The organism is Salininema proteolyticum (genome assembly GCF_042685645.1).
Taxonomy (GTDB): domain Bacteria; phylum Actinomycetota; class Actinomycetes; order Mycobacteriales; family Micromonosporaceae; genus Salininema; species Salininema proteolyticum.
In genome coordinates this window covers 1,257,141-1,283,574 of record NZ_JBHUNX010000001.1, presented here as the reverse complement: position 1 = coordinate 1,283,574, position 26,434 = coordinate 1,257,141, and the positions used below count along the sequence as shown (strand labels likewise).

At 69.5% G+C, this 26,434-nt stretch carries 20 protein-coding genes, 1 tRNA gene and 1 pseudogene; 16 read left to right on the top strand and 6 right to left on the bottom strand.

Annotated features, from left to right (window positions below):
- The first annotated feature begins 30 nt into the window (after positions 1 to 30).
- Entirely contained in the window at positions 31 to 1,611 is a 1,581-nt protein-coding gene (locus tag ACFTE1_RS06010; protein ID WP_380625282.1) for a potassium/proton antiporter, read from the top strand.
- A gap of 159 nt (positions 1,612 to 1,770) precedes the next feature.
- Here ACFTE1_RS06010 and ACFTE1_RS06005 read toward each other — a convergent pair whose 3' ends face one another.
- Together ACFTE1_RS06005 and thrS are read right to left on the bottom strand one after the other, a co-directional pair.
- A complete protein-coding gene (locus tag ACFTE1_RS06005) occupies positions 1,771 to 2,247 on the bottom strand; it encodes a GNAT family N-acetyltransferase (protein WP_380625280.1) in 477 nt (158 codons plus the stop codon).
- Between the two features lie 97 nt (positions 2,248 to 2,344).
- Positions 2,345 to 4,318 (bottom strand): threonine--tRNA ligase, encoded by a 1,974-nt coding sequence (thrS, locus tag ACFTE1_RS06000; RefSeq protein ID WP_380625278.1) that lies wholly within the window; start codon positions 4,316 to 4,318, stop codon positions 2,345 to 2,347.
- 402 nt (positions 4,319 to 4,720) lie between these two features.
- Here thrS and ACFTE1_RS05995 point away from each other — a divergent pair, with 402 nt between their 5' ends.
- Together ACFTE1_RS05995 and ACFTE1_RS05990 are read left to right on the top strand one after the other, a co-directional pair.
- A complete protein-coding gene (locus ACFTE1_RS05995; protein WP_380625276.1) occupies positions 4,721 to 5,422 on the top strand; it encodes a pyroglutamyl-peptidase I family protein in 702 nt (233 codons plus the stop codon).
- Positions 5,423 to 5,842: 420 nt separating this feature from the next.
- Positions 5,843 to 6,520 (top strand): hypothetical protein, encoded by a 678-nt coding sequence (locus tag ACFTE1_RS05990; protein ID WP_380625274.1) that lies wholly within the window; start codon positions 5,843 to 5,845, stop codon positions 6,518 to 6,520.
- 400 nt (positions 6,521 to 6,920) lie between these two features.
- Here ACFTE1_RS05990 and ACFTE1_RS05985 read toward each other — a convergent pair whose 3' ends face one another.
- Positions 6,921 to 8,294: a serine hydrolase domain-containing protein gene (locus ACFTE1_RS05985; RefSeq protein ID WP_380625272.1), complete on the bottom strand. Its 1,374-nt coding sequence runs from the start codon at positions 8,292 to 8,294 to the stop codon at positions 6,921 to 6,923.
- Positions 8,295 to 8,411: 117 nt separating this feature from the next.
- On the opposite strand from ACFTE1_RS05985, the gene ACFTE1_RS05980 reads away from it, so the two are divergent.
- Positions 8,412 to 9,083, top strand: coding sequence for a TetR/AcrR family transcriptional regulator (locus ACFTE1_RS05980; protein ID WP_380625270.1), 672 nt, complete (start codon positions 8,412 to 8,414; stop codon positions 9,081 to 9,083).
- Positions 9,084 to 9,107: 24 nt separating this feature from the next.
- Here ACFTE1_RS05980 and ACFTE1_RS05975 read toward each other — a convergent pair whose 3' ends face one another.
- Positions 9,108 to 10,250: a hypothetical protein gene (locus ACFTE1_RS05975; RefSeq protein WP_380625268.1), complete on the bottom strand. Its 1,143-nt coding sequence runs from the start codon at positions 10,248 to 10,250 to the stop codon at positions 9,108 to 9,110.
- Between the two features lie 242 nt (positions 10,251 to 10,492).
- Here ACFTE1_RS05975 and ACFTE1_RS05970 point away from each other — a divergent pair, with 242 nt between their 5' ends.
- Positions 10,493 to 11,434, top strand: coding sequence for a sensor histidine kinase (locus ACFTE1_RS05970; RefSeq protein ID WP_380625266.1), 942 nt, complete (start codon positions 10,493 to 10,495; stop codon positions 11,432 to 11,434).
- The gene (locus ACFTE1_RS05965; protein WP_380625264.1) at positions 11,431 to 12,114 is read left to right on the top strand and encodes a response regulator; all 684 of its coding nucleotides are present in this window, start codon (positions 11,431 to 11,433) and stop codon (positions 12,112 to 12,114) included. The genes ACFTE1_RS05970 and ACFTE1_RS05965 overlap by 4 nt, the downstream gene beginning before the upstream one ends.
- On the opposite strand, the gene ACFTE1_RS05960 is transcribed toward ACFTE1_RS05965, so the two are convergent.
- A complete protein-coding gene (locus ACFTE1_RS05960) occupies positions 12,107 to 13,072 on the bottom strand; it encodes an NAD(P)H-quinone oxidoreductase (RefSeq protein WP_380625262.1) in 966 nt (321 codons plus the stop codon). The genes ACFTE1_RS05965 and ACFTE1_RS05960 overlap by 8 nt on opposite strands.
- Positions 13,073 to 13,178: 106 nt before the next feature.
- Between ACFTE1_RS05960 and gmd the strand changes: the two genes are divergently transcribed.
- Positions 13,179 to 14,168, top strand: coding sequence for a GDP-mannose 4,6-dehydratase (gene gmd / locus ACFTE1_RS05955; protein WP_380625260.1), 990 nt, complete (start codon positions 13,179 to 13,181; stop codon positions 14,166 to 14,168).
- A 40-nt stretch (positions 14,169 to 14,208) separates the two neighbouring features.
- Positions 14,209 to 15,039, top strand: a complete 831-nt coding sequence (locus ACFTE1_RS05950; protein ID WP_380625259.1) for an aldo/keto reductase — start codon at positions 14,209 to 14,211, stop codon at positions 15,037 to 15,039.
- 78 nt (positions 15,040 to 15,117) lie between these two features.
- On the opposite strand, the gene ACFTE1_RS05945 is transcribed toward ACFTE1_RS05950, so the two are convergent.
- Positions 15,118 to 15,951 (bottom strand): SDR family oxidoreductase, encoded by an 834-nt coding sequence (locus ACFTE1_RS05945; protein WP_380625257.1) that lies wholly within the window; start codon positions 15,949 to 15,951, stop codon positions 15,118 to 15,120.
- Between the two features lie 278 nt (positions 15,952 to 16,229).
- On the opposite strand from ACFTE1_RS05945, the gene ACFTE1_RS05940 reads away from it, so the two are divergent.
- From ACFTE1_RS05940 to ACFTE1_RS05905, 8 genes and pseudogenes are all read left to right on the top strand, one after another.
- On the top strand, positions 16,230 to 16,982 hold the full coding sequence (locus ACFTE1_RS05940) for a response regulator transcription factor (protein WP_380625256.1): 753 nt from the start codon (positions 16,230 to 16,232) through the stop codon (positions 16,980 to 16,982).
- A 4-nt stretch (positions 16,983 to 16,986) separates the two neighbouring features.
- Entirely contained in the window at positions 16,987 to 18,396 is a 1,410-nt protein-coding gene (locus ACFTE1_RS05935; protein ID WP_380625254.1) for a sensor histidine kinase, read from the top strand.
- Between the two features lie 91 nt (positions 18,397 to 18,487).
- Positions 18,488 to 19,971: pseudogene (locus tag ACFTE1_RS05930) on the top strand (amidase).
- A gap of 46 nt (positions 19,972 to 20,017) precedes the next feature.
- Positions 20,018 to 20,785 (top strand): hypothetical protein, encoded by a 768-nt coding sequence (locus ACFTE1_RS05925; protein WP_380625252.1) that lies wholly within the window; start codon positions 20,018 to 20,020, stop codon positions 20,783 to 20,785.
- A gap of 170 nt (positions 20,786 to 20,955) precedes the next feature.
- Positions 20,956 to 21,030: transfer RNA gene (locus ACFTE1_RS05920), tRNA-Val, on the top strand.
- Positions 21,030 to 21,329 (top strand): hypothetical protein, encoded by a 300-nt coding sequence (locus ACFTE1_RS05915; RefSeq protein ID WP_380625250.1) that lies wholly within the window; start codon positions 21,030 to 21,032, stop codon positions 21,327 to 21,329. Before ACFTE1_RS05920 ends, ACFTE1_RS05915 begins: the two co-directional genes overlap by 1 nt.
- A gap of 895 nt (positions 21,330 to 22,224) precedes the next feature.
- Positions 22,225 to 25,665, top strand: a complete 3,441-nt coding sequence (locus tag ACFTE1_RS05910) for a lamin tail domain-containing protein (protein WP_380625248.1) — start codon at positions 22,225 to 22,227, stop codon at positions 25,663 to 25,665.
- A 154-nt stretch (positions 25,666 to 25,819) separates the two neighbouring features.
- Complete coding sequence (locus ACFTE1_RS05905; protein WP_380625246.1) at positions 25,820 to 26,422, top strand: NADPH-dependent FMN reductase; 603 nt, start codon at positions 25,820 to 25,822, stop codon at positions 26,420 to 26,422.
- Positions 26,423 to 26,434: the final 12 nt, after the last annotated feature.

Genomic DNA, 26,434 nt, shown 5'->3' with positions numbered 1-26,434 from the left:
CTCGGCCCACAGGGCCGATATCATGACCCTGTGTCGCTCTCCATGCTCTATCTCGTCATCCTCGTCGCCGCCGCCACCGCCCTGGTCGCGGTGGCGGTCGTACGGGCCACGCACCGGCTGGGGCTTCCCGCCCTGCTGGTCTTCCTCGGGATCGGCCTGCTGCTCGGGGAGGGCGGACTGGGCATCGAGTTCGACGACATGGCCGCCGCGCAGACTCTGGGCACCCTGGCGCTGGCGATCATCCTCATCGACGGCGGCCTCTCCACCCGCTTCTCCACGATCCGCGACCAGCTCAGGCCCGCCTCCGTGCTCGCCACCGTCGGCGTCGGGGTCAGCGTCGCGGTCACCACTCTCGCCACGCACTTCGTCCTGGGGTTCAACTGGCAGATCGCGCTGCTGCTCGGGGCGGTCGTCGCCTCGACGGACGCCGCGGCGATCTTCAGCGTCCTGCGGGGCGTCTCACTGCCGCGCAAGGTCTCCGGCGTATTGGAGGCGGAGTCGGGTCTCAACGACGCGCCGGCGTTCATCCTCGTGGCCACCTTCGCCTCCACCGCCGCCACCGGACAGTCCGACGGGTGGGCCGTCCTCGGCCTGATCGTGTGGCAACTGGTCATCGGCGCGGCGATCGGATTCGCCGTGGGGTTCGGGGGCGCGGCGCTCGTGCGGCACCTGGCGCTCCCCGTGGCGGGGCTGTATCCCCTGACGGTGTTCTCCCTCGGCCTGTCGGCGTTCGCGCTCGCGGGGGTGTCGAACGCGTCGGGGATCCTGGCGGCCTACATCGCGGCGCTGATCCTGGGCAACTCCTCGCTGCCGCACCGGGCGGCGACCGCGTCGTTCGGCGTCGGGTTCGGCTGGGTGGCCCAGGTGGGGCTGTTCACCATGCTCGGGCTGCTCGCGTCTCCGACTAGCCTGCCGGCCGCCATCCTCCCGGGCATCGCCGTGGGACTGATCCTCACGCTACTGGCCAGACCGCTGTCGGTCTTCATCTGCCTGCTGCCTTTCCGGTTCAGCCTTCCCGAACAGGTGCTGATCTCGTGGGCGGGACTGCGCGGGGCGGTGCCCATCGTGCTGGCGACGATTCCCGCCGCAGCCCATTTGTCGGGCGCGGGGTACCTGTGGGACATCGTCTTCGTGCTGGTGGTCGTCTTCACCCTCGTGCAGGGCCCCACCCTGCCCTGGGTGGCCAAGCGGCTGACCCTGTCGGGGAAGCGGCACGTCCGCGATCTCGACATGGAGGCCGCGCCGCTGGACACGATCGACGGGGAGGTCCTCTCCGTCGCCGTGCCGCCCGGTTCGCAGCTGTCGGGGATGCACCTGTTCGAATTGCGGCTGCCCGAGCCCACCGCCGTCGTCGGCGTCGTCCGCGAGGGCGTCCTGACGCGCCCCAACGCGGACTTCCGGATTAAAGTGGACGATGAAATGCTGGTCATCACGCCCGGGAGGTTGCGCGAGACGGTCGAGGACCGGCTCGAAGCGCTGTCGCAGGGAGGCCGCCTCACCCGGTGGCACCTGGGGGTCGAGAAGTCCGCTCCGCCAGCGCGGCGCCGCTTCTGGCAGCGCGCCGACCGCAACGGCGACCAGGACACCGCTTCGAACAGGAACGGCGTTTGAGGGGGATCCGGAGCTTCCGGGGCGGTCCACCACAATGCCGCTTGCGCTCCTTGCCGACCGCTCACCGGGCTTTCTCCTCCTGGCGGGAGACTGGGGCCGCCATCGCGCCGCCCGGCGGTTCCAGGCGGTGAGTCCGGGTTCTCTCAGGCGACCGACGCTTCAACCCACCGGCCGCTCCATCGACGTCTCCCTAGGTTCGAAGCCCTCGCTGCGATAGAAGGCGAGCGCCGCCTCGTTGGAGGCGAAGGCCGTCACCGCGATCCGGTCGGCCCCCTTCTCCTCCGCCCAGGCGCCGAACACGCGAACGAGCTCGCGGGCGGCGCCCCGCCGCCGTAGAGTTTCATCGACGTACAGGCTGACCAACGTCGCCACTCTGACCGTCCGCATGCTCGTCGGACCGCCCACCTCGCCGGCCAGGTACCCCGACGCTCCTCCCCCGGGGCCCTCGACCACGCCGAGAAAGGCCTCGTCGTCGCCGATCAGGCCTCTGACCCACCGTCGACCGAACCGTTCCGGCCAGCTCTGATCGACCGTCCCGTCGCGGACGCCGGAGTCCTCTCGGAACAGGCGGCGGACCAGCTCGGCCACCCTTCCGACGTCGTCCGCCGCTGCCCGCCTCACTGCAATGACACTCATATAGGGCACACTACCAGGTGAAATATATATTTATTAATGAAAGGGGGAGGGGTGCGCACCGCATGCGGTGCGCACCCCTCCCCGACAGATGTTCCGGTCAGTCCTCGGAGGACTCCACCTCGGCGCTCGGACCGTGGTTCTGCCGGGTCTCCACGACCTCCACGATGTGCTCGACCGCCTCGGGGATCGGCACGCCGTTCCAGGTCGAGCCGTCCCGGTAGCGGAACGACACGGTGCCGGCGTTCTCGTCCTCATCGCCCACGATCACCATGAACGGGACCTTCTGCAGCTGGGCGTTGCGCACCTTCTTCTGCATGCGGTCGTCGGACATGTCGACCTCGGCGCGGACGCCGCTGACCTTGAGCTGAGCGACGAAGTCCTCCAGGTAGCCGACGTTCTCGTCGCGCACCGGGATGCCCATGACCTGCACCGGGGCGAGCCAGGCCGGGAAGGCGCCGCCGTAGTGCTCGGTGAGGACGCCGAAGAAGCGTTCGATGGAGCCGAACAGGGCGCGGTGGATCATGACCGGGCGCTTGCGCGTCCCGTCCTTGGCGACGTACTCGAGCTTGAACAGCTCGGGCTCGAAGAAGTCCAGCTGGATGGTCGACATCTGCCAGGTGCGGCCCAGCGCGTCCTTCGCCTGGACGGAGATCTTCGGGCCGTAGAAGGCCGCGCCGCCCGGGTCGTCGACGACCTCGAGGCCCGCTCCGGCGGCCACGTCGGCGAGCACCTGGGTGGCCTCCTCCCACGTGGCGTCGTCGCCCACGTACTTCTCCGGGTCCTTGGTCGACAGCTCCAGGTAGAAGTCGTCGAGGCCGTAGTCCCGCAGTAGGTCCAGGACGAACTCGAGGATGGACTCCAGCTCGCGGCCCATGTCCTCGGGGGTGGTGTAGATGTGCGCGTCGTCCTGGGTGAACCCGCGAGCGCGGGTCAGGCCGTGGACCACGCCGGACTTCTCGTACCGGTAAACCGACCCGAACTCGAACAGCCGCAGCGGCAGCTCGCGGTACGAGCGGCCCCGGGAGTCGAAGATCAGGTTGTGCATCGGGCAGTTCATCGGCTTGAGGTAGTACTCGGCCCCCTCCATCTCCATGGGGGGGAACATGCCCTCGGCGTACCACTCGAGGTGCTTGGAGGTCTCGAACAGGTGCTTCTTGGTGATGTGCGGAGTGTTGACGAACGAGTAGCCCGCCTCCACGTGCTTCGCGCGCGAGTAGTCCTCCATGATCATGCGGATGATGCCCCCGTTGGGGTGGAAGACCGGCAGGCCGCTGCCCAGCTCCTCCGGGAAGGAGAACAGGTCCAGCTGGGTGCCGAGCCGACGGTGGTCGCGCTTCTCGGCCTCGGCGAGGCGGGCGAGGTACTCCTTCTGCTCCAGCACGGACGGCCACGCGGTGCCGTAGATGCGCTGCAGCTGGGGGTTCTTCTCCGAACCCATCCAGTAGGCGGCGGCCACGCGCATGAGCTTGACCGCTCCGATGAGCCTGGTGCTCGGCAGGTGCGGCCCGCGGCACAGGTCCGACCAGACGACGTCGCCGGTCTTCGGGTCGAGGTTGTCGTAGGCGGTCAGTTCGCCGCCGCCGACCTCCATGACCTCGTCGGCGTCGATGTCCGAGCCCTTGGTCTCGATGAGCTCCAGTTTGAACGGCTCGTCGGCCAGCTCCGCGCGGGCCTCCTCCTGGGAGCCGTAGCCGCGGCGGCGGAACTTCTGCCCCTGCTTGATGATCTGAAGCATGCGCTTCTCGATCTTCTTCAGGTCGTCGGGGGTGAACGGCTCCTCCACGTCGAAGTCGTAGTAGAAGCCGTCGGTCACCGGCGGGCCGATCCCGAGCTTGGCCTCGCGCAGTTCCTGGACCGCCTGGGCCATGACGTGCGCGGCGGAGTGGCGCATGACGTTCAGGCCGTCGGGGCTGTTTAGCGGGACGGGCTCGACCTTGGTGTCGGCCTCGGGGGCCCACTCGAGGTCCTTGAGCTGCCCGTCGCTGTCGCGCACCACGACGATCGCGTCATTGCCCTTCGTGGGCAGTCCTGCTTCGGAGACGGCATCGGCACACGTAGTGCCCGCACTCACCCAAAGGGGCTCGTACACTTGCGGGCTGACTTGAGAAGGTGCGGATGCCACAGTTCTCCCTCGCTCTCGGCGTTCGGTGAAGATTCGTCCGGCGGGCGTTCCCGCCGCTTGAACCATGATAGACCGTCCACCGGTGTATTCCGAAACAGATAAACCCGCCGTGACGTGTGCGGTGGGCACCGCCGTTGGCGGGGCCGGGGCGCCGACGCAGACGGGGGCCGGAGCACCGACGCGGGCAGAATGGTGTTCACAGCTCTGAGGCGTGTCCTGTCCGCCGTCCCGAGCCGGATCCGAGCACCGGCACCAGCGTCAGTGCCGGCACCAGCACCAGCACCAGCACCAGCACCAGAGACTATCCCGTCGGCCCGGGCCGCGGCCCGTCCACCCCGTTAAGATGGCGGCATGAATTCCGATCGCATTCTGCTCACCGGTTTCGAACCCTTCGGCTCGGACGACTCGAACTCGGCCTGGGACGCCCTCGCCCACGTCACCGAGCTGATCCCCGGGCTGAAGCCCGTCCTCCTGCCGGTCACCTTCGCCGATGCCCAGGTCCGGCTCTTCGAGGAGATCCGGGATCGGAACCCGTCGGTCGTCATCGCCTGCGGACAGGCCACCGGCCGGGCCGCCCTGACCATCGAGCGGGTAGCGGTCAACTTCGCCCAGGCCCCCATCCCGGACAACGCCGGCGAGCAGCCCGGCCCCTCGCCGATCGTCGAAGACGGCCCGGCCGCCTACTTCACCACGCTGCCCATCGATGACTGCGTAACCGCCGGCCGCGAATCCGGCGTACCGACGGCCGCGTCCACCACCGCTGGGACGTACGTCTGCAATTCCCTCTTCTACCACCTCATGCATTTTGTTCAAGGGGAGAATGTTCGAAAAGGCCGACCCGCGAACGAAATAAGCGCGGGTTTCATTCATATTCCCGCCTCCCCCCGGCAGGCCCTCAACGGCTCGGTGGCCACGATGGACTCCCGGCTAGCGGGAGAGGGGCTTGCGGCGATCGTCCGAGCGGCTTCGGACGGCGGCCGGCCCACCGACTCAACGGACGCCGGACGAGACGCGCGACGCGGCCAGGGCACCGCCGGCGGGTCCATCAGCTGACTCACTCATTGGCGGCCATCGTCAACCGATGGGCCTAGGGAACCGGGTCCCGGAACGAAAAGCTTCGAGTCGGCGGAGTCTGTTCGAAGGGATGGACGATCCGCGCCGTCCAGACCGCCAGAGGCTTTCCCCAGGTAATGCGGAACAGGATTCCGCGCCGTAAGAACCGGCACCAAAGGTCCTCTAGCGCGGCGTCCGCCGCGCTACGGGCACTGGGTTCTCGCGCCCCGTACCGAGCCGAAAGACTTTCGATCGCCGGGTGGCCCTCCTGCCGACTTCACCCTCGGGCTTTCGAGCGACCGTCCTTGCCTTCCGCCTTGTGTTGAGCCGCCTTTGCCCTTCCTCCTTAGGATGAGGAGACCGGGAAGCCGACCCGGCGAAACGGCGTCGGCGCGTATCCGGCCGAGGGAAGGGCGATCGGTGAAACTCGACGGACGGAAATGGCGCACCCTCGTCGGCCATGCGCGCCTCGGCGGCGACCGTTACCGCGTGGTCAGGCCCGCCCGCCGCCTTCGCCATTGCTCGCTGCACGAGGGGCGCCTCGGTGCCCAGCTCTCCATCGACAAGGGCGCCGCCAAGGAACTCGCCGCGGCTTGGTGGCTGGCCTCCCGGTCTCCGCGCAGCCTCGTCCACCTGCCTCTCCGCTCGAGCGGTGCGACGTGCGGAGAAGAGTACGGCGGACGCCGCCTCGACCTGGTGCTGCTGCACCACTCCCTGCAGTTCCCCGTCTCCCGTTGGAAGGAGGTCCGCTCGCGGCTTCGATCGCCCCTCCCCCGCACGGTCCGGCTACCGCCCGGCGCCTTCCCCCGGTTCCCCGCAGAAGCGCACCATCGGAAGTTCCACTCCGACTTCACAGACCGCCTCCTGTGGTCCATCGCCGCCGACACGCTCTTCCTCATAGGCAGCCGCCGGGCCTTCGACCTGGAAGGCGACAGCGTTCGCGCTCTCGCCGAAGAGTGCCCCGCGCACCTCGCGGAAGTACCCGGCTCCCATTGCTGCGCCGAGATCGACATGGGACGCAGGGGCACGGCGGCACTCCACGAGCGCCGAAGTCCGCCCGCGACCCTTCACGTCGAGTACTGCAACCGCCATTGCTGAAGACTCCGCCCCGCCGATCGACGGGGCGCGAACGGTGCGTGAAAGGCCCGGGAAGGACCCCGAATCACGGCGAAGGCGGACGGGGACCGACGCCTCACCCACGCACCTGCGGGGAGAGCGTCGCGTGGGAGACGGGGCAAAGCGCATCCGCGCCTCACCCACGCACCCGCGGGGAGAGCTGGCGGCCCACTGGCGCTCGGTGAAGACTTCATTCCTCACCCACGCACCGCGGGGAAAGCTGCCGGCTGAGAGCGATGTCGTTTCCGACGGCCGTTTCACCCACACACCCGCGGGAAGAGCCGGGTTACCGAGGTCGCGGACTATCTCGGGGTTCAACTCACCCACACACCCTCGGAAAGAGCCGGCTTGCCGAGGTCGCGGACTATCTCGAGTGTTCGACTCACCCACGCACCCGCGGGAAGAGCCGTCCGGCCAGGTCCACGCCGGTGACGGAGCCGTCCTCGCCGCGCGTGAAGAAGCCGCGCTGCCCTTCGAACGCGCCGTCGGTGAGCAGGTACTCGTCGCCGGGCCGGTCGAGCAGGCCCAGTGAGAAGGGCTCGTAGTCGGGGACCTCGGCTCCCATGGCCTCGCGCATCTCCGGTTTGAGGACGACCTCCATCGTCGCCTTCCGGCCGGCTTCGGCGATGACCACGTGGAACGCGTCGTTCTCATACTCGCCCAGGAAGTCGGCCATGCGGTCCGCGTCGTACGGCAAGGGCTCGGGGTCGCGGTCGACGACGCCGAGGAATCGCTCGAGGGTCCAACGGACGACGGCCCGGTTGAAGGGGAGCCCGCCGGGATTGGCGTTGGCCACCGACACGACGGCGAAGTCGTGCTCCGGAACGATGAGCAGGTCCCCGTACTGACCGTCGGAGGAGCCGGCGTGGCCGAACGAGCGGACTCCGTCGATATCGCGGACGAACCACGGCATTCCGATCGCGTCGCCCAGCGCGCTGGCCCGCAGTTCGACGGTGGGCCCCTGCATGAGCCGCATCGTCGCGGCCGTCAGCAACCGCGTCCCGTCGGGGGCCGTACCGTCGCCCAGTTGGAAACGGGCCCACTTGAGTTGGTCTTCGACGGAGGAGACCAGCCCTCCGCCCGGGCGGTTGTTCCGGGGCAGCGCCCAGGGCCGCACGACCGCGGGCTCTCCCCCCTCGTCGGGATTGTGGCTCTGGGAGAAGCGGTGGGTCATCACGGTGCTCGGCTCGAAGAAGGTGCGGTCGAGGGAGAGCGGATCCAGGACGAGCTCGGAGACGGCCTCTTCGTACGTCGATCCGGTGGCGTTCTCGATGATCCGTCCGATCAGGTTGAAGCCGATCTGGCTGTAGGAGGCGCGCTCCCCCGGCTCCCCGATCATGTCGAGCTCCCCCATGGAGCGCACGAGTCTCTCCAGAGCGTCGTCGCCGTCCCCGGTGTGGGTCAGGAGGTTCCAGTCGAGGCCCGCGGTGTGGTTGAGCAGCCGGCGCGGGGTGATCTTCTCGCGGGCGCCCTCGTCCTTGAGGCGCAGTTCGGGGACGTAGCGGACCACCGGCGCGTCGAGGTCGACACGGCCGTCCTCGACCAGGCGCAGGAGTGCGGTGGCGGTGTAGGTCTTGGTGATGGACCCGAGTTGGAAGAGGGTCCCGGAGTCGACGGCGAGCGGGTTCTCGACTCCCGTGACACCGCTGCTCGCGTACGTCTCGCTGCCTGCGTGCCAGACGGCGACGGCGGAACCGGGGATGCGGAACTCCTCGGCGGCCTGCTCGAGGAAGCGGTTCAGTTCGCTGTGGATCATGGCCTTCTCCTTGGGACGAAGCTACTTTAACTAAGTTAAATTCAACCGTACGAGCCTTCCCTGGAAAAGGCAAGGGGTTGGCTTAACTTTGTTCAATTCAGTTCGTATACTGGTCGCATGGTTCGAAGGTCACTGACGCTGGAACAGATCGTGGAAGGGGCCGTGGCGGTCCTGGACGAGGAGGGGGTCGAGGGGCTCAACATGCGCCGCCTCGGCAAGCAGCTGGACACCACGGCGCCGGCCCTCTACTGGCACGTCAAGAACAAGGACGACGTCGTGGCCCTCGCCATCGACGCCGTCTGGGCGGAGGTCGAGCTGCCCGACTCGGAGGGCCCCTGGAGGGAGTCGGCGACGGCCCTGGCCTCCAGCGGCTACGCCATGATCGTCGGACACCCGTGGATGGTGACGGCGATGAGCACGACGGCCGGCTACGGCCCCGGGAAGGCCCGCCACGACGACTGCTGCATCGCCGTCTACCGCAAGGCCGGCTTCGCCGGAGAGGAGATCGACCTGGCGATGAACACGGTGTTCTCCTTCCTCCTAGGGCATGCCGTGGGCCCCGCCTCGGAGAAGGCTCTGCGCCGCAAGCTGGACCGCACCGGCAACGCCGAGGAGGAGTTGAAGGTGCTCCTCACCTCGGCGGCGGAAGTGGCGGAGGGCTTCCCCCGCCTGTCGGAGCACCTGGAGTCCTTCGAGGCCGAAACCTTCCACGCCCAGCCGGACGGGGGCTTCCGCTGGGGCCTGGAGAGGGTGCTCGACGGGCTGGAGGAGAGGCTTCGGAAGCCCTGACTGCTCATTCCCCGCGACGGGCCCTCAACCCCGTCGCGCGAGATCGCCGGAACGGGCGGCCGGGGCCGGCGTGCACTGCCGGCAGGCACCGCGCCGACGCCGGTGGTAGGCGATCGCGGCGACGAAAAGGGCGGCGCCCCACAGCACCCACAGCGTCTCGGGGAGTTCCAGCGGCCACGTGCTCGACGTGACCCCGCCCCGGGCGAGGACGACCCGGATGTACATGCCGCCGGCCGACGCGACCAGGACTGCCACGAGGATCGCGGGCACCACCGCCAGCAGCGGGGGAACCCGCCTGCCGCGCAGGCCGACCATCCAGCGGGGGAAGACCTCGCCCCACCGCTGGACCAGTCCGAGGGTGAGGACCGATCCGACCGCGCCCAGGGTCGCCAGGGCCGCTCCGAGGAGCCACAGGCCGCTGTCCCTGCCCTCCTGGTAGAACTCGGGGTCGATACCGAGGCTGAACCCCAGTGCCCAGGCCCACCGCGTCACGCAGTAGGCCAAGGGGATGGCGAAGGCGACCCAGGTGGCCGGACGTCCGATGCGCTCCAGCAGGTCGGCCCGCCCCTCGGACCCGGCCCGTGCCTTCGCCGCGCCGACGGGGCCGCGCCCGACAACCGCGGCTTGTGCGACGCGCCCGCACGAGGTGCAGGCCCCGGTGACCGCGCGCCGGTAGGCCACCGCGGTGAGCGCCCAGGCGATGCCGGCGAGCAGGCAGACCAGGAGGTTCAGCCGGGGCACCAGGAGCAGATCGCTCCAGCCGCTGCCCTCGAACAGGCCGAAGGCCTTGCCGACTAGCATGATCGGGGCGTAGGCGACGACGATGAGCGTGCGGTAGTCCTGCACGACCAGGGCCAGTCCCACGGACATGGTCCAGGCGAAGGCGGGCAGGAGCCACCGGGCGGGGCCGCGCGACCAACCGCGGGCCATGAGGACGCCCGCGCCGGCCCCCAGCAGCCCCAGGACAGCGATGACCGGTCCGGCCGCCTCGGGAGTGGCCTTGCCCAGCAGTGAGACTTTGAAGGCGAAGTCGGGTTCCGCCATGAGTTCCGGGTCCCCGGTGCCGAAGGGGAAGCCGGCGCCGCCGAGGGCCCAGTAAAGTCCGAGCAGTCCGTAGCAAAGGGACCAGGCGGCGGTCGCGTATCCGATCCATTGGTGCCGTTTCATATTCATGATTCCATGGTCGGCCGGGGCGGGTCGCGGGCACAGATGCCGCAGGTAACGGTTCCGCCCCGGACTCGTCCGAAGGGGTGCCGATCGGCACGGGGCCGGAGTGCCGCTACGCCGGTAGACTCTGCTTCGTGTCAGCGAGTCAAATGGAAGACGGCGGTCCCCGAATCCGTTGCCGGGCTTGGGTTCACTTCCCGGCGATCGGCGCCGCGGCAATGTCCGCGACGGCGAGCGCAGCCGTGCTCCACTGGAATGCCCCATGGACGTCGGAGTCGGTGTGGGTGCTCGCCGAGCCGGTTTTGCTGGCCGTGGCGGCCTACTGCTCCGCGCGGTGGTCTTCGTCGGCTCGCGCGGCGGGCTGGGCGGTGGCCGCGACGTGCGCGGCGTCGGGGATGGTGATCCTGCGTTTCTCCGACCTGTCGGTGAGGGAGACGGTCTTGGCGGCGGTGATTTGGGCCCTACTGCCGGCGGCGTTCGCCGGGGCGGCCTGGTATCAGCGTCTTCAGGGCCTGAGGCGGCGGCGGGCCGTCGCGGAGGCGCGGCGGGCGCAGCGCCTCGAACTGGCCCATGACCTGCATGACTTCGCTGCCCATGACATCAGCGAGGTGGTGGCCCAGGCGCAGGCCGGCCGGATGGTGTTGCCATTGGACGATCCGCGCGTCGCTGACCTGCTCGAACGCATCGAGTCGGCGGGGCTCCGCGCTTTGGGCTCCATGGACCGCACCGTGCGTCTTCTGCGCGAGACGGAGGAGGTGGACGTGTCCCCGGTTCGCGGCGTCGCCGACCTGCCCGGCCTGGTCGAACGGTTCAACGCGGCCGGCCGGCCTCGGGCGGTCTTCGACTCGCGTCTGTGCGGGGAGGTCGGCCGGGAGGCCGGGGCGGTGATCCACCGGCTGGTGACCGAGGCTCTGACGAACGTGCGGCGCCATGCCCCCGACGCCGCGGAAGTCAGTGTGGCGTTGGAGGAGTCCGAAGGCATGCTGTCGGCCGTCGTCTCCGACGACGGGAGGGCGAGGCGCCCGCGGGGGCGCTCGTCGTCCGGTTCGGGCCTGGCGGGCCTGTCGGACCGTGTCGAGGCGCTGGGCGGGACGTTCCGAGCGGGGCCCCGCGAAGGAGGAGGCTGGCTGGTCGAAGCACGTATACCGTGGGGGCGGCCAGTGTCGCAGAAGGGAGCGGTATGACCATTCGCGTGCTCATCGCCGACGATCAGTCGGGGGTTCGGGAGGCGTTCCGCATGGTGGTCGACGCGCAGCCGGACATGGCCGTCGTGGCCGACGCCGCCGACGGGCTCAGTGCGCTCGACCAGGTCCGCCGGGTCGGGACCGACGTGGTCCTCGCCGATATCCGCATGCCCGGCCTCGACGGCCTCGAACTGAACCGTCGGCTCGCCGGGGAGGAGGTCCGCGTCATCGTGGTGACGACCTTCGACCTGGACGAGTACGTGCACACCGCGCTGCGCGACGGGGCCTGCGGGTTCATTCTCAAGCGCTCCGGACCCACGCTCCTAGTGGAGGCGATCCGGGCCGCGATGGAGGGAGACGCGTTGATCAGCCCCCGTGTGACCGTCCGGCTGCTCGAGAGGATGGTCCCCGCCGAGGCCTCCGCGCCGGCCGGGAACCTGACCGGGCGGGAGCTGGAGGTGGCCCGTCTCGTCGCCGAGGGACTCACCAACTCCGAGATCGCCGAGCGCCTTTTCATCAGCGCCGGAACGGTCAAGAACCATGTCGCCGCCGTCCAGAGGAAGCTCGCCGTCCGCAACCGCGTCGCGATCGCGGCGTGGGCGTGGTCCAGCGGCCAGATGCCGTCGCTGCCGAGGGGCCGGGAGGCGCCCGGTCCCTCGGAGGGCGGCGGCATCAGCTGACCACGAGGACCGTCTTGCCCCACTGGCCGCCGGTCTCCAGGCTCTGGAGCGCCTCGGAGGCCTGTTCCAGGGGGAGGACCTTGTCGACTTCCGGCCGTATGCCGCGGCCGATGAGGGGCCATACCTCGTCGCGAACGGACGCGATGATCTCGCGCTTCTGCTCGATCGGGCGGGCGCGCAGGGTGGTGCCCCGGACGGTCAGGCGCCGGGGCAGGAGCTGTCCCAGGTTGAGGGTTCCCTTGGCGCCCTTCTGCAGTCCTATGATGACGAGCGTCCCGTCGGGGGCGAGGCCGGCGATGTTCTGCTCCAGGTAGCCGGCGCCGATCACGTCCAGGATGACGTCGGCGCCGCCCTCGGCCTGGATCCTCGGTCCGAAGTCGTCGGTGCGGTAGTCGATCACCTCGGTGGCGCCCAGGTGCTTCAGCCTCTGTGCGAAGTCCTCCCGGGCGGTCGTCCAGACCTCCCCGGCGCCGCGCGAGCGCGCGTACTGGACCGCGAAGGTGCCGATCCCGCCGGATCCGCCGTGGATCAGGACCCGCTCGCCCGTGCCCTCACCGCCCGGGGTTCCGATGAGGTCGCCGAGGTTGGAGTGGACGGTCGCCGCGACCTCCGGCAGTCCGGCGGCCTCGACGAGGTCGACGCCCTCCGGACGGGGCAGCACCAGGTCCGCGTCGACGGTCACGTACTCCGCCCATCCGCCGCCGGGCAGCAGGGCGCAGACCTCGGCCCCGGTCTCCCATCCGGCCCCCTCTCCGCAGGCGACGACCGACCCGGAGACCTCCAGCCCCGGCCACGGGACCGCCCCGGGCGGCGGGGCGTAGTTCCCCGCGACCTGCAGCAGGTCGGCCCGGTTGACTCCGGCGGCCTTCACCTCGATGAGCACCTCGCCCGGCCCCGGCTCGGGGTCGGCCACCTCGTCGACTCGGACTCGTCCCTGCGAAATAGTCATTGCGCGCATGGCGATGATGGTAACGCGCAGGGCGTCCGCGGCCCTCGATGCGCTAGGATGGTTTGCTCATGTCTTCCCGCGGGCCGTTCGGGTCCCTGGACCCCGAGGAGTATCTGTGACCCAGAAGTCGGCCCTGATCACGGGCATCACCGGCCAAGACGGCTCGTACCTGGCCGAGTTGCTGCTCGCCAAGGGCTACGAGGTCCACGGCGTGGTGCGCCGCTCCTCGCAGATCGGGTCGACGACGCGCATCGACCACCTCTACCAGGACCCCCACGAGGCCGGCCGGCGCCTGTTCCTGCACCACGGGGACGTGACCGACGCGGGGTTCCTCGTCAACCTGATCCGGGACGTGCGGCCGGACGAGGTCTACAACCTGGCCGCTCAGAGCCATGTCCGCGTCAGCTACGAGCTGCCCGACTACACCGCCAACGTGACGGCGCTGGGCACGATCCGCCTGCTGGAGGCCGTTCGCGCCTCGGGCGTGGAGACGCGGATCTACCAGGCCTCGACGTCCGAGCTCTTCGGACTGACCCCGGCTCCCCAGAACGAGGGCACGCCGTTCCACCCGCGCAGCCCCTACGGCGTGTCGAAGCTCTACGCCTACTGGTCGACGGTGAACTACCGCGAGGCCTACGGCATGTTCGCGGTCAACGGGATCGCGTTCAACCACGAGAGCCCGCGGCGCGGGGAGACGTTCGTGACCCGCAAGATCTCGCGGGCCGTCGCCCATATCAAGGCGGGCCTGTGGCAGGAGGTCTACCTGGGCAATCTGGACGCCGTCCGCGACTGGGGCTACGCGCCGGAGTACGTGGAGGGCTACTGGCGCATGCTGCAGGCCGACGAGCCGGAGGACTACGTCCTGGCCACGGGCGTGCCGGCGACGGTCCGGGACTTCGCCGAGGCGGCCTTCGCCCACGTGGGGCTGGACTGGCGGGACTACGTGAAGCACGACGAGCGCTATGAGCGCCCCGCCGACGTGCCCGAGCTCACCGGCGACGCCTCGCGCATCCGCGCCGACCTGGGTTGGGAGGCTCGGACCAAGTGGGCGGACCTGGCCCGGATCATGGTCGACGCGGACCTGGCCGCCCTCAAGACGCGCTGAACGGGTCGACGCGGGCCGGTCCGGGCCTAATATCGGAGGCATGGCTGATTTGAACGAACCCATGGAGCTTTCCGACGGGCTGCGCATGCCGCGCATCGGCTTCGGCACTTGGCGGTTGACCGACGAGTCGGCTCCCGCCGCGGTCGCGGCGGCGCTGGAGGACGGCTACCGGCTGATCGACACCGCCGAGCTCTACAAGAACGAGAAGGGCGTGGGCGAGGGGGTCCGCGCGAGCGGCCTGCGCGAGGAGGTCGTCGTCCAGTCGAAGGTCTGGAACGACCACCACGGGACCGAGGAGCCCCGCCGCGCGCTGGAGCGTTCCCTGGAACTCCTCGGGCTGGACCGGATCGACGTTTACCTGGTCCACTGGCCCGCGCCCGCGCAGGACCTCTATGTGGACACGTGGCGGGCGCTGGCCGAGGCCAGGGAGGAGGGCCTGGTGGCCTCCATCGGCGTGTCCAACTTCCTTCCCGCGCACATCGAGCGGCTCATCGCCGAGACGGGCGTGGCGCCCGCGCTCAACCAGATCGAGCTGCACCCCTACTTCAACCAGGCCGCCCTCCGCGACTGGCACGCCGAGAAGGGCATCGCCGTCCAGGCCTGGGGGCCGCTGGGGCAGAGGTCGGGCAGCCTCATGGACGAGCCGGTCCTGCGGGAGGTCTCCGAGGCGCACGGGAAGGACGCCGGGCAGGTCATCCTGCGCTGGCACCTGCAGCACGGGACCGTTCCGGTCCCGAAGAGCTCGAACCCCGAGCGGATCCGCTCCAACCTGGAGGTCTTCGACTTCGAGCTGTCGGACGCGGAGATGGAGGCGATCGACGGGCTCGACACGGGCGTGCGCCAGGGCATGGACCCCGAGACCGTGAACTGACGGCCGACGGCACGCGCTACAAGGGGGCCTCCCGTTCGGGAGGCCCCCTTCACCTTGCCAAAGGTCTCTTCGCCAGCCCTAGTCGACGTAGAGGTCGGGCTGGAAGTCGGTGTTGCCCTCGACCGCGGCGTACTTCGCGAGGTCGGTGACGCCGTTCTCGGCCATCACGTCCTCGGCGAGCATGGCCCTGCCGGTGTGGTCGGCGGGTTTGCGGGAGAGGACGGCCAGGGCCGCGTCGGACATGAGGTCGACGGTGCGGCTGCGCTCCATCATGTCCTGTCCGCCGAGGCCGAACTCGACGGCGGCGGTGGCGATGGTGGTCTTGGGCCACAGGCAGTTGGCCGCGACGCCGTTCTCGCCCTCGCTGACGGAAACGCCGAGCGTCATGATGGTCATGCCGTACTTGGACATGGTGTAGGGCCCCATGGCGAACCACTTGGGGTCGGTGTTGAGCGGCGGCGAGAGGGTCAGCACGTGGGCGTGGGAGCTCTCGCGCAGGTGGGGCAGGGCGGCGTGCGTGGCCACGTAGGTGCCGCGCGCGTTGATCTGCTGGATGAGGTCGTAGCGCTTGACCTCCATCTCCCCGAGCGTGGAGAGGTTGAGGGCCGAGGCGTTGTTGACCAGGATGTCGATGCCGCCGAACTGGGAGGCGGTGCGGTCGACGGCCTCCTGCACGGAGTCCTCGTCGCGGATGTCGCCGACGATGGGCAGGGCGCCGGCTCCGGCGGCCTCGACCTCTCGCGCGGTCTCGTAGATGGTGCCCGGCAGCTTCGGGTGCGGCTCGCCGGTCTTGGCGAAGAGGGCGACATTGACGCCCGACTTCGCGAGCGCCACGGCGATCGCCTTGCCGATCCCGCGGCTCGCCCCTGAGACGAACGCGGTCTTGTCCTTGAGAAGTGCGGTGTCGATCAACTTGTTCTCCTTCGAACTGGGCCTGCCGACGTCGTGCGCCAACCCTTCCGCCCCTAATTTACCGGTCGGTAACTTGAGGGTGTGACGCACCCCCCGGTCCGGTCCTTCCTGCGGTCGCGAAGCTGTGAGCTTGCTGAAAACCCCATGGGAAAACGGATGGAAAGGGGCTCGGCGCCTTTTTACCACCTCCGTAGGGAGTTACGATGGCGGAACGGCCGTCCGCCTCCCCTGCGCGCCGCGGCCTCCGACCAGCCGTCCCGAGAGCGAACGAGAGTGCAGTGACCGACAGCAACACGCCGCCCGAGGCCCTCACCAGGCCCGACGGGTCCCCCGCCAAACTCCTGGTCGTCGACGACGAGGACAGCCTGGCCCACCTGCTGGTGGAGGCGCTCGCCTTCCAGGGGTACGACGTGTCGGTGGCCCAGTCCGGATCGGCCGCGCTCGAGGCGGTCGAGGAACACGACCCCGACCTGGTCGTCCTGGACGTCAACCTCCCCGACTACGACGGCTTCAGCGTCGCCGGCCGGCTCCGGGAGGCGGGCAAGGACGTGCCGATCATCTTCCTGACCGCCCGCTCGGGCACCGACGACCTGCGCGACGGCTACGACGCCGGCGGGGACGACTACCTGACCAAGCCCTTCCGCCTGGAGGAGCTTTCGCTGCGCGTGGCCGCCGTCCTGCGCCGAACCCTGGCCGTCTCGGCCGCGGGACGCGAGGGCGACACTGTCACCGTCGCCGACCTGACGCTCGACCTCGCCACGCACACCGTCACCCGCGACGGGAACACGGTGGAGCTCTCGCCGACCGAGTTCCGGCTGCTGCGGTACCTGGCCGGGCAGGCCGACCGCGTGGTGACACGCCCCGAGCTGCTCAAGCACGTCTGGGGCTACCACTTCGAGGTGGAGACGAACCTCGCCGAGACCTACATCTTCTACCTGCGCCGCAAGCTCGAGAAGCTCGGCCCCCGCATCATCCACACCGTCCGCGGCGTCGGCTACATGCTTCGCACCCCGAAGGACGCGAAGGAATAGCCCCTTGTCGATCAAAGCCAAGATCTCCGCTTCGATCGCGCTGCTGGTCATCGTCGCGGTGACGGCCATCGGGCTGGTGACGGTCAACGTCGTCTCCACCCAGCTCACCCAACAGGTCGACGATCAGATCCAGAAGTACATCCAGCAGAGCTTCGAGGACAGGAAGGTGAGCCCGGACCTGATCAGCAAGGAGGACGGGCGCGACTACAGCGTCTTCGCCCTCATGCTCTTCGAGGGCGACGAGCTGGTCGGCCTGGTCGAATCGGGCTACGTGGACCAGTCGGACCCCGCGCCGGACATCCGCTCGGCGCCCGAGCCCGGAGAGTTCTTCACCGCTCCGAGCGTCGGTCACGGCCCCGGATACCGGGCGTACGCCATGTACGACCCGGCCTCGAACCAGACCCTGGTCGTCGCCGAGTCGCTGAGCAATGTGGAGAACGCGGTGAAGGCGCTGACGGCGACGATCGTCATCACCGGCTCGCTCGTGGCGCTGGCGACGATCATGATAGCCTGGATGGTCATGCAGCGCGGCTTCCGCAGCGTCGACCGGATGGTCCAGGACGCCGAGACCGTGGCCGGGGGCAACCTCGACCACCGCATCACCCCGCAGCCGCCGGACTCCGAGATGGGGCGCCTCTCGGCCGCCCTGAACCTCATGGTCAACCGGCTCGCCTACTCGATCACCGAGGGCGAGGCGCAGCGCCAGCGTCTCAAGCAGTTCGTCGCCGACGCCGGCCACGAGCTGCGCACTCCTCTCACCGCGATCGGCGGTTACGTGCAGCTGTACCAGAACGGCGCCGCGCGGGAGGGAGAGAAGCTGGACCGGGCCATGGACCGCATCGGCGCGGAGAACGCGCGTCTGGCGCACCTGGTCGACGACCTCATGGTGCTGGCCCGCCTGGACCGGAACGTCCAGGCCGAGCAGACGCCGGTGGACCTGTCCCAGCTGGCCGCCGACGCCGTCGACGACGCGACCGCCGCCGACTCCGGCCACGTCTTCGAACTGGGCGGCCCCCCGGCCGACCCCGACGCGGACCCGAGGATCGTGGTCCTGGCCAACGAGGGCCAGATCCGCCAGATCCTGGTCAACCTCATCACCAACGCCCGGGTGCACACGCCCGAGGGCTCCACCGTCTCCGTCACGGTGCGCGACGAGGGGGAGACGGCGGTGATCGCGGTGTCCGACAACGGGCCCGGCATCCCCGAGAAGCACCGCAGGCGCATCTTCGACCGCTTCTACCGCGCCGACCCGTCGCGGTCGCGCAACACCGGCGGCACCGGCCTGGGCCTGTCCATCGTGTCGGCCATCGTGGCCGGGCACCACGGGACGATCGACCTCGACTCCCGGGAGAACGAGGGCACCACGATCACCGTCCGGCTGCCGAAGGTGTGGATGGGCGCCCCCGAGGCTTAGGGGAACGGCCGTGCCCCGGGGCTGGCGGCCGGTCGTCCAGCCCGCGAGTGCCCACTGGCCATGTATCGACGTCCATGACATCCTGTAGGGCATGGATTATTCGGAATACCGGAAGTTCGACGCGATCGGCCTGGCGGATCTGGTGCGACGCAAGGAAGCGCGCGCCTCGGAACTGCTGGACTGCGCGCTGGAGCGGACGGAGCAGGTCGACCCGGTCCTCAATGCCGTCGTGCACCGCATGGACGGCGTGGCCAGAGAGCGCGCCGCCCGTCCCCTCTCCGGGAAACTGGCCGGTGTGCCGTTCCTTCTGAAGGACCTCCACCAGGACTATCGCGGCGAGCCCACCGGCTCGGGCACGAAGGCCACGCGCGGCAGCGTCGCCGACCGCCATTCGGCGGCCGTCGAGCGGTGGCTCGAGGCCGGGCTGATCGTGTTCGGGCGGACCAACACCCCCGAGTTCGGCGCCAAGGGGATCACCGAGCCGACGGCGAACGGCCCGTCGCGCAACCCCTGGGACACCTCGCGCACGCCCGGCGGATCCTCCGGCGGGAGCGCCGCGGCGGTGGCAGCCGGGATCGTCCCGGTCGCCGGCGCCAGCGACGGCGGCGGGTCGATCCGCATCCCCTCGGCCCTGTGCGGAGTGTTCGGGCTCAAGGCCGGGCGGGGGATCGTCCCGGCCGGACCCGACTTCGCCGAGCTGCTGCACGGTACTGCCACCGACGGAGTCGTGTCGCGGACCGTCCGCGACAGCGCGCTCATGCTGGACGTGCTGACGTCCAAGGTCGACCGGGGAGGGCCGTACCTGCCCGCCAGGCCCCGCGACTCCTACCTCGAGCTCTCCCGGCAGCGTCCTCCGCGCCTGCGCGTCGGGTACTCCTGCAAATCCCCCCTGGGCTCCCCGATCAGCGAATCGGCCGAGGCGGCCGTGCAGCACGCCGTGACGCTATTGGGCAACCTCGGGCACGAGGTCGTCGAGTGCGAACCGGAGATCGACGGCCTCCAGATGGCGCGGGACTTCCTCACCTTCTGGTACGCGCAGCTGGCCGGCACGGTCGAGCGCCACCGCGAGGAGCACGGCGCCCGCATCAGAGACTTCGAGCTGGACACGCTCATGCTGGCCGCCGGCGGACGGCGCACCCGCGCCGTCGAGTACGCGGCCGTCATGCAGCGGTGGAACGACTACAATCGGGCGCTCGCCGCCTACCACCAGCGGTTCGACCTCTTCCTGACACCGACCGTCGCCTTCCCTCCCGCCGAGATCGGATCGCTCGACCCCTCCCCCGCCCTGCGGGCGAGCATGGCCGTGGCGCTGCGTCTCGGCGTGGCCGGCCTGATCTCGCGCCTGAGCGTTGTCGACAAGGTCGTCCTCCGCAACCTCGAACAGGTCCCGTTCACCCAGCTGGCGAACACCACCGGGCGCCCGGCCATGAGCGTCCCGCTGTACTGGACTCCCGGGGGCTCCCCCTCGGAGTGCAGTTCGTCGGCGGCCTCGGGAGCGAAGGGCTGATGCTCTCGCTGGCCTCCCAGCTCGAAGAGGCCGAGCCGTGGGCGCACCGGGAGCCCGAGCTGCCATGACATCACCCCTGCTCATACCCCTAGGGGGTATGTTATCATCATCGCGATGACTGACCTCCGCTCACTTTCCGCCTCCGACTACGTCGGCCCCCGCCTCCTCTCACCCGAGGACGGCGACCCCGCCGACTGGTTCACCCTGACCGAGCTCTACGAAGGACCCGTCCGCGACCACATGCGGGCCTTCTCCGAGAGATCGCAGGCGCCGGCCGACACCACCGCCGCCTACTTCACCGGCTGGATCGCCGGACTCTACATCCGGCCCGCCGTCTGGGCGTGGACTCGGCACCGGGTCCTCCCCGACTACGACCCCGACCGGATCGCCGCACGGCTCAATGCCGGACACTGGTACGACGCCGTCTCCCTCGGCGAGGGACGCGACCTGTCCGGGCACGCGCCCGACGTCGCCCGCAAGGCGCTCGCCGAGGCCGTGAAGGGGCTCGGGACCGACCTCGTCGCGGCCATCGGACCGCACGCCCGCCTGGGCAACCGGGCCCTGTGGGCCCACGTCACCGACACCTTCGCCACCGCGTTCCTGCCGCGGCCGCCGCTGGGCGAGGAGGCCGTGACCGCCGCCGCGGAGGCCGACCGGATCCTGGCCGCCGCGTCCTTTCCGACACCCGGACCCCGCTGGATCCACTACGAGGGCGCGACCACCTCCGTCGGCCAGTCCTGCTGCCTTTCGTACAAGGTTCCCGGCGACTCCAACTGCGCCCCGGTCTGCCCCAAGATCAAGGACGAAGACCGCCCGGCCGACCTCGCCGCCTGGCGGGACGGCCTGCCCGACCGCAAGGGCGGCGGCGAGAGCTGCCACTGACCGGATCGGCGGCGCGTCGAAGCACCTCCGATCGAACCGGTGACCCCTGCCGCGTGAAGGCAGAAGGCACTGGTTCGGCAGAGCGCTCGTCCGGAAAGTGTGGCCTGCCTCCACTTTCCGGACCCGTTGAGAGGGCGACCGGCCGGGTGCGGTACAGTAGTTGTCGTTGAGGACGATTAGCTCAGCGGGAGAGCACTGCCTTCACACGGCAGGGGTCACTGGTTCGATCCCAGTATCGTCCACCATGTATCAGCCGACTTATGTCGGCTCTCAAACGGGGCGGGGACTCGATATCCCAGCCCCGTTCGTCATTCCCGGTGGAAGCCGCAGTCGGAATATTGCGGGCCTCGTCATTTCCGGCAACTCAGATCTCTCCGAACCACCGATGACCGCGTTTTCTTCAGGACTCCCAGAAGGCGATAGCCTCGATCCGCCACTCGATCGCGCGGATCGCCGCCCTTCTGCCATCCCGGAGAACGCCGAGACCGTCGTCGAGATCCCGCGTAAGCTGAACGCGCACAACCGGGTCGCTCTCGCTTCATGAATCCCGTAGTCCGGACGGAGGCGGCCCCTCTCCCGAAAGGCCTCGCCGATGAGCCTATCTCCCCGACTGTCCCCCTATTGGTCAGGTTTCGACGGCACTGTCGCTGCTCAGCGACGGACAACTGGGCGAGCTGGTAGACGGGGAACGACTCTGTTGCACCGATTTCGGCCTCGCACTGAGCTCCCGTTTCGATCTGTCCACCGCCGAATCGGCGTTCTTCGCCGAGCATTCGGCCTACGATCGGTGCGAAACGGCCACGACTCTGATGAACACCCTCGTGAGGAAGTTCTTCGGCCCCTCGGACCAGGCACGGACGTTCGAGTTGGTCCGCGAATGCGCACAGGGGGAGACTCGAAGAGCTGCCGCCCAATGCCTCGAGCATCATCGGCCGTTACGCCCCGATGCCCGCCCTGGGCAATGAGTTCGTCCACCGGCTGCTCACCGAAAGCAGACGCACCGAGTACCCCGCCGAAGAGATCCATGCGATCGAGGCCGACCTTCGAGGAGAATGAAGTCACCGACCTCATCACTCCGAAGTGGAAGCGACCGAGAACGCGGAGCGCGGGCCTGTTATCGAAGTGTTTCACCGGAATCCGTTTCGTTCCTGATCAGCGCCCCTGAACACCGGGCACTGAGAAGTGAGCGGCGCGGGAGCGAGGGCCCGAGCGGCATTTCCCGCAAGGCGCCGAATCAGAACACAGTGGAATTGCGAAGACGGGCCGCCGCGTGATTCCGGCGTGCCCGGCCGCCGCCGAACGGGCTCGCCCCGACCGGGTGCGTACACCCCGCACCCGATCGTCGCATACAGCCTTTTCCATAAATATTGCCGGAAACGCCATTGCCCGTCCGAACCCGGTTCACGTGGGGGTCACGTCCTGCGGACACTCTGTGTCACATGGATATCCCGTCTCAAACACGCGCACCGGGACGCCGGCGGACCGCCTCGGTCGCGCTCGTGTTCGCGGTCCTGTTCGCCGCCTTCGCCGTGCCGGGCACGGCGCTGGCCGACCCCGATCCCACGGTTCTCGTCAGCGAAGTGAGCAACGCCGGCCCCGACGGAAGCGCCGACGAGATCATCGAACTGACCAACTACGGAGACGCCCCGGCCGACTTGAACGGCTGGGGCGCCTACCGTTGCACGGCAGTGGGATCCCGTGCCTACGACCCGCAGATCCCCCTGCTGGAGGGCGTCACGCTCGCCCCCGGCGAGACCTACCTGATCGCCAACCGGAACGGCACTGTGCCCGACGCGGACGCGTACTACGACGTGAGCCTGGCCAATGCCGGCTTCGGCGTCCGGCTGGAGGACGAGCGGCGCGCCATAGCGGACGCGGTCGCGGTCTACGCCTCCCCGACCGACAGCGAGTGCTCCCTGGACGACGAGCCGCTTCCCAACGACCTCAACGGCGTCCGGAACCAGACCTGGCAGCGGACCGGCCACACCGGGACCGACGCCGACGACTTCATCCGCGCCGAGCGCACCGCCGGCGAGCCCAACGCGACCGAACCGGACGAGGGCGTGCAGCCCGGCGACGTGCTCGTCAGCGAGCTGACCAACCTCGGACCGAACGGGTCCGCCGACGACTTCGTCGAGTTCGCCAACTACGGCGACGAGACCGCCGACATCGGCGGCTGGGAGTTCTACCGCTGCTGGGGAAGCGGCCGCACCACCCCCGGCAGCCTGCAGGCGACCGTCCCCGCCGGCACCCGCCTCGCCCCCGGCGAGGTCTTCGTCGCCGCGCACGACTCGGTGGAGGTGCCCGAGGGCGTGCCGCACGCGCGCTACCCAGTGAGCCTGTCGAACGCCGGGTTCGGAGCCATGCTCGTGGACACGTCGGGAACCGTCCGCGACTCGGTCGGCGTCTACGAGACCGACGGAGTCCACCAGGCGTCCACCGGAAGCCCCTGCACGCGGGGCGAGGCCCTGCCCAACCGCCTCGACGGCGGCTCCGGCCAGAGCTGGCAGCGCACGGACGCGACGGGTGACAACGCCGCCGACTTCGTCAAGGGCGAGCGCACCATCGGCGAACTGACCGAACCGGTGGAGGTCCCCGACCCCGAACCCGTCGAGACGGGCGTCCGCGTCACCGAGCTGGTCAACGCCGGCCCGGGCGGCGGGGCCGACGAGTTCTTCGAACTGGCCAACCTGGGCGAGGAGGCCGTCTCCCTTGAGGGGTGGAGCCTCCACCGCTGCCAGGGGGACACGCGGCGCAACCCGGGACGGCAGGCGGAGATCCCCTCCGGAACCGTCCTCGAACCGGGTGAGACGTTCACCGCCGTCCACAGCGGATCGGACTACGAGGGCGACGCCTCGTACGATACCGGGTTCGCCGCCGAGGGCTTCGGCCTCATGGTGCTGACCGGGGACGGCGGCCTCGCCGACTCGGTGGGCGTCTACGACGACGGCTACAGCCCCTGCACCCGGGGCCTGTCGATCCTCAACCTCGTCGACACCGCTGACGGCGAGACGCTGCAGAGGGTCGACTCCACCCGGCGCAACTCCCGAGACTTCACCGCCGCCCCCGCGAGCCCCGGCACCCTGCCCGACGACCTGCGCCGACCCGCCGACGTCGAAGAGGGCGAGCTCGACGACGTGGCCGTGGAGCCCGCTCCCCGGCCCCTCTCCCCCGAGGCGTCGGACGAGGTCGACGGGACGTCGGCGAGCCTGACCGCCGCCGCTTCGCACACCACGGGCGGCGACTCGGAGGTCGGGTTCATCGGCGCCGAGGCGATCGACTTGAGCCGCAAGGCCTCGCGGGTGTTCACGGGCGTCTCCGAGGACCCCGTCCCCCAGAGCCGCAAGATCGCCGAGGAGGAGGCCCGCAAGGACGGCTGGGACGCGCCCGTCGTGACGGAGGCTGTGGACGGCTACCCCTTCCAGCGCTTCGAGCTGACCCTGGCCGAACGCCCGAAGGAGGACTTCTCCCTGACCTGGAGCGGTTCCTCCACCGGCACCAACGAACTGCAGATGTACGCCTGGAACAGGCACGCCGACCGGTGGGACCCGCTGACGCACGGGGGCGGAGTCACCGGCGGCGCCATCACCCTCACCGGCGAGGCGAGCGCCTCCGACCACGTGCGGGGCCGCACGGCCGACATCCTGGTGATCGACGGCCCTGCGGTGGGGGCGGCCTTCTCCGACGACGGGGCGGAGCCGAACCGGTCCTTCAAGGATCCCGCCGAGTACGACGTGGCCTTCGGGCACGTCTCCGACACCCAGTTCCTCAGCGAGGGATACCGGTCGACCTACACCGACATGGTGAAGTGGCTGGCGGCCAACGACGAGGGCCGCGGGATCGCCTACACGTCGCACACCGGCGACGTGGTCGAGAACTGGCTCAACGGCACCCATTCCGAGCGGAGGGCCGTCGACGAGTTCGAGTTCGCCTCGGAGGTCATGTCCCTGCTGGAGGAGTCCGACCACCCCTACGGGATCCTGCCGGGCAACCACGACAACAAGTGGGGCCGCGACGGCGGCCTGTACGAGGAGTACTTCCCGGCGGAGCGTTTCGAGGACGAGCCCTGGTACGGCGGGTCCTGGAAGGACGGCGACGCGCAGAACCACTACGACGTGGTCGAGGAGGGCGGGGCGAGGTTCCTCTTCCTCTCCCTGGGCTATCTCGGCGGCGACGAGTCGGTCGAGTGGGCCAACGAGGTCATAGCCGCCCACCCCGACCACAATGTGGTGCTGGCGACGCACGAGTACCTCAACACCGACGGGTCCCTGTCCACTCCGGACAGCTACCGGTGGACGTCCATGGCCGACCGGTACTGGAGCGAGATCGTGGAGCCCAACGCGAACGTGTTCATGGTCCTCTCCGGACACCACTACGGCACGGCCACCAACGTCAAGGAGGGCGTCGGTGGCGACGAGGACCGCAAGGTGGTCGAGATGATGGCCAACTACCAGGGATTCCAGGACGGGGACCACTTCGACACCGGTTTCCTCCGCCTCCTGCAGTTCGATCTGGACGCGAGCCTGATGGCCGTGAACACCTACTCCCCCTCGCTGGGGGAGCACAACGCGTGGAACTACGGCAAGGACGAGGAGGGCCTGCCCGAGTACACCGACGCCGACGACGAGTTCACGGTCGAGGTCAGCCTGACCTCGGGCTATGACAAGCGGGTGGCCACCGAGTCGCTCGTCCCCCACGGCGCGCCCACCGACCTCGGCGGCGCGGCCGCCGGCGACGGGGAGTCCGCCACCGTGGTGTGGGACGGGTTGACGCCCTGCGGGACCTACCTCTGGTACGCCTCCGCGGAGGCCGACGGCCGGTCGGCGCTCTCGCGGGCGCGGACCGTCGCCGTCCCCGCGAGGGACGGTCGCGGCTGCTGAGGGAGCCGTGGAGGGGACCGCCGGGCGCCGCCAGCGCCCGGCGGTCCTTTTCTCTGCCCCGACCGGGACCGGAACCGTTCGGGAACCTTTCCGCAACCGCTTCGGGCGACAGTCGTACCAGTTCGACAGAGCACCGAAGAGAAGGAGACCGAGCATGTCCGCCGACGAGAAGATCCGAATCGCCGTCATCATCGGAAGCGTCCGCACCGACCGCTTCTGCCCCACGCCCGCCCGTTGGTTCGCGGGGCTGGCCGGTTCCCGCGACGACGTCGAGGTCGACCTGATCGACCTGGCCGAGCTGGAGATCCCGACCGTCCTGGGCGGTGACGACCCGGAGTGGCGGACTCCCCGGCCGGTCGAGGAACTGGGGCGCCGTCTGGAGGCCGCCGACGCCTTCACCGTCGTCACTCCCGTCTACAACCGCAGCTACCCCGCCTCGCTGAAGAACGCCGTCGACTGGTTCTACGGCGAGTGGGTGCTCAAGCCGGTGGCCTTCGTGTCCTACGGCGGCATCACCGGAGGCCTGCAGTCCATCGACCACCTGCGCGGGGTGTTCACCGAGTTCAACGCCGTGCCGCTGCGCGACTCCATCATGTTCCCGAACTTCTGGAAGACGTTCGACGAGGAGGGCCGCGTCGCCGGCGACCCGGGCGCGGACTCTCGCGCCTCCAACCTGGTGGACCAGCTGCACTGGTGGGCCGTGTCCCTCAAGGAGGCGCGCGCCGCCCGCAAGTACCCCGAAGCCGCCGGGGAATAGCCCGGAATCCGA

What these genes read in the sequence shown, in the direction of transcription:
- ACFTE1_RS05915 (WP_380625250.1), top strand. Translation starts at nt 21,030, where the DNA reads ATGTATCAGCCGACTTATGTCGGCTCTCAAACGGGGCGGGGACTCGAT.
- ACFTE1_RS05950 (WP_380625259.1), top strand. Translation starts at nt 14,209, where the DNA reads ATGGCTGATTTGAACGAACCCATGGAGCTTTCCGACGGGCTGCGCATG.
- ACFTE1_RS05995 (WP_380625276.1), top strand. Translation starts at nt 4,721, where the DNA reads ATGAATTCCGATCGCATTCTGCTCACCGGTTTCGAACCCTTCGGCTCG.
- ACFTE1_RS05980 (WP_380625270.1), top strand. Translation starts at nt 8,412, where the DNA reads ATGGTTCGAAGGTCACTGACGCTGGAACAGATCGTGGAAGGGGCCGTG.
- ACFTE1_RS05925 (WP_380625252.1), top strand. Translation starts at nt 20,018, where the DNA reads ATGACTGACCTCCGCTCACTTTCCGCCTCCGACTACGTCGGCCCCCGC.
- ACFTE1_RS05965 (WP_380625264.1), top strand. Translation starts at nt 11,431, where the DNA reads ATGACCATTCGCGTGCTCATCGCCGACGATCAGTCGGGGGTTCGGGAG.
- ACFTE1_RS06005 (WP_380625280.1), bottom strand. Translation starts at nt 2,247, where the DNA reads ATGAGTGTCATTGCAGTGAGGCGGGCAGCGGCGGACGACGTCGGAAGG.
- ACFTE1_RS05905 (WP_380625246.1), top strand. Translation starts at nt 25,820, where the DNA reads ATGTCCGCCGACGAGAAGATCCGAATCGCCGTCATCATCGGAAGCGTC.
- ACFTE1_RS05975 (WP_380625268.1), bottom strand. Translation starts at nt 10,250, where the DNA reads ATGAAACGGCACCAATGGATCGGATACGCGACCGCCGCCTGGTCCCTT.
- ACFTE1_RS05960 (WP_380625262.1), bottom strand. Translation starts at nt 13,072, where the DNA reads ATGCGCGCAATGACTATTTCGCAGGGACGAGTCCGAGTCGACGAGGTG.
- ACFTE1_RS05910 (WP_380625248.1), top strand. Translation starts at nt 22,225, where the DNA reads ATGGATATCCCGTCTCAAACACGCGCACCGGGACGCCGGCGGACCGCC.
- ACFTE1_RS05985 (WP_380625272.1), bottom strand. Translation starts at nt 8,294, where the DNA reads ATGATCCACAGCGAACTGAACCGCTTCCTCGAGCAGGCCGCCGAGGAG.